The organism is Kitasatospora sp. NPDC058243 (assembly GCF_042882025.1).
In the GTDB taxonomy this organism is placed as follows: Bacteria; Actinomycetota; Actinomycetes; order Streptomycetales; family Streptomycetaceae; genus Kitasatospora.
This window is the reverse complement of sequence record NZ_JBHVWW010000002.1, coordinates 34,102-36,307: the sequence shown is the minus strand read 5'-3', so window position 1 is coordinate 36,307 and position 2,206 is coordinate 34,102. Positions and strand designations below refer to the sequence as shown.

Sequence of the window (2,206 nt, the reverse complement as noted above, 5' to 3'; positions counted from 1 at the left end):
CCCCGGTGATCCCGGGAGCGGGCGGCCCGCCGTCGTACCGGCCCCGGCGCGACGGCGCCGGGCGTGCGGCTCCCCGGCTTACGGCTCCCGGGCTTACGGCTCCTGGGGGAGCAGCACCCAGAGGGCCAGGTAGACCAGGCACTGGAGCCCGGGCAGGATGATCGAGATCAGGAAGATCAGTCGCACGGTCCACGGCGTCACGCCGTAGCGCTCGGCGAGCCCGGCGCAGACGCCGGCGATGACGCGGTTGTGACGGGAACGGGCGAGACGGGCGCTCATGGGTCAACTCCGTGTCGTGGCACCCGATCCGGCCGATCCGGCGGGCTTAATTTCCACTCTCCGCCACCGCGCTCCCGGAAACGTCCACCTGGCAGTCGATTCGCCACCCCGCCGACTCGCCGGTGAGGCGTAGCCGGGTGTCGGGGTCCGTCTCAGGGTCGCCCGGAGGCGGACGCCCCAGGTGGCGCCCGCGCGGCGGCGGGAAAGCCCGTTGCGGTCCGGCGGCGGTCCGGTCTAGCCTCTCCGGCAACACGTCGAGGGAGACGAGTACCTCCGGGCCCCGTGGGCCGAGAGAGCCGCCGGTAGCTGTGAAGGCGGCCCCGCGTCCCGGAGCGAAGACACTCCCGAGTGCGGGGAGGAAATGCCCCGCCGGCCGGCCCCCGTCAACGGGCCGCAATGAGGCCGCCGCCCGTGCGGGCGGCGGCGAAAGTGCGGTGGCACCGCGAGTTGCCCTTCTCGCCCGCACTCCGAAGGGATCACCACGACGCCCCTGGAGGGCCGCGATGATCCACCCGACGACCCGTGTCCTGGCCGCCGAACTACCCGGCCACGTCGGCGAATCCGTAGAGATCAGTGGCTGGCTGCACCGCCGCCGCGCACTCAAGTCCGTCACCTTCCTGGTGATCCGGGACCGCTCCGGACTGGCCCAGGTGGTCGCCACCGGCGCGGGCCCCGACCTGCCGGAGGAGACCGTCCTGCGGATCCGCGGCACCGTCACCGCCAACCCGCAGGCGCCGGCCGGCGTCGAGCTGACCTCGCCCACCGTCGAGGTCCTGTCCAGCCTCGCCGAGGCGCCCCCGGTCAGCCTGTTCCGGCCGACCGTCGAGGCCGCCCTCCCGGTGATCCTCGACGGTGCCCCCGTCACCCTCCGCCACCCGCGCCTGTCCGCCCTGCACCGGATCACCGCGGCCTCGGTGGGCGGGTTCCGGGCCACCCTCGACGGCCTGGGCTTCACCGAGATCCAGACCCCGAAGGTGGTCTCCTCGGCCACCGAGTCCGGGGCGAACGTCTTCGCGCTGGACTGGTTCGGCCGCCCCGCCTACCTCGCGCAGTCGCCGCAGTTCTTCAAGCAGGCGATGGTCGGGGTGTTCGAGCGGGTCTACGAGACCGGGCCGGTGTTCCGGGCCGAACCGCACGACACCGCGCGGCACTTGGCGCAGTACACCAGCCTCGACGCGGAACTCGGCTTCATCGCCGACCACCGCGAGGTGATGGCCGTGCTGCGCGAGGTGGTCGCCGGGATGGTCGCCTCGGTGGCCGAGCGGGCCGGCGCCGCTGTCGACCTGCTGGAGGTGAAGCTGCCCGAGGTCCCGGCGGAGATCCCGCAGCTCCACTTCGCCGAGGCGATGCGGCTGTTGGGCGTCGACGAGCCGGACCTCGCCCCGGCGCACGAGCGGTGGCTCAGCGAGTGGGCGCTGCGCGAGCACGGCAGCGAGTTCCTGTTCGTGGTCGGCTACCCGATGCGAAAGCGGCCCTTCTACACCCACCCGGAACCGGGCCGCCCGGAGTACTCCAACAGCTTCGACCTGCTCTTCCGCGGGCTCGAACTGGTCACCGGAGGCCAGCGGCTGCACCGGCACGAGGACTACCTGGCCGCGCTGGCGGCCCGGGGCGAGCCGGTCCAGCCGTACGAGGGCTACCTGCGCTCCTTCGCGCACGGGATGCCGCCGCACGGCGGGTTCGCGCTCGGGCTGGAGCGCTGGACGGCGCGGCTCACCGGCACCGACAACATTCGCCGGACCACGCTCTTCCCGCGCGACCTGCACCGCCTGACGCCCTGACATCTGACCCCGGCGGGGGGGGGGGGGGGAGAGGGGGGGGGGGGGGCCCCCCCCCCCCAACGACCCCCCCCCCTCTCTCCCCCCGGACCGACCCAAACACCCACCAACCGATGACCCCCAAAAGTGTGGCCACCAAACCCCGTGTC

Annotated in this window: 2 protein-coding genes; one reads left to right on the top strand and one right to left on the bottom strand. The window is 73.4% G+C overall.

What is annotated here, in order from left to right:
• Nucleotides 1–93: 93 nt before the first annotated feature.
• On the bottom strand, nucleotides 94–279 hold the full coding sequence (locus ACFVX9_RS01860; protein ID WP_380488111.1) for a PspC domain-containing protein: 186 nt from the start codon (nucleotides 277–279) through the stop codon (nucleotides 94–96).
• A 503-nt stretch (nucleotides 280–782) separates the two neighbouring features.
• On the opposite strand from ACFVX9_RS01860, the gene aspS reads away from it, so the two are divergent.
• Complete coding sequence (aspS, locus tag ACFVX9_RS01855; RefSeq protein WP_380488109.1) at nucleotides 783–2,060, top strand: aspartate--tRNA(Asn) ligase; 1,278 nt, start codon at nucleotides 783–785, stop codon at nucleotides 2,058–2,060.
• Nucleotides 2,061–2,206: the final 146 nt, after the last annotated feature.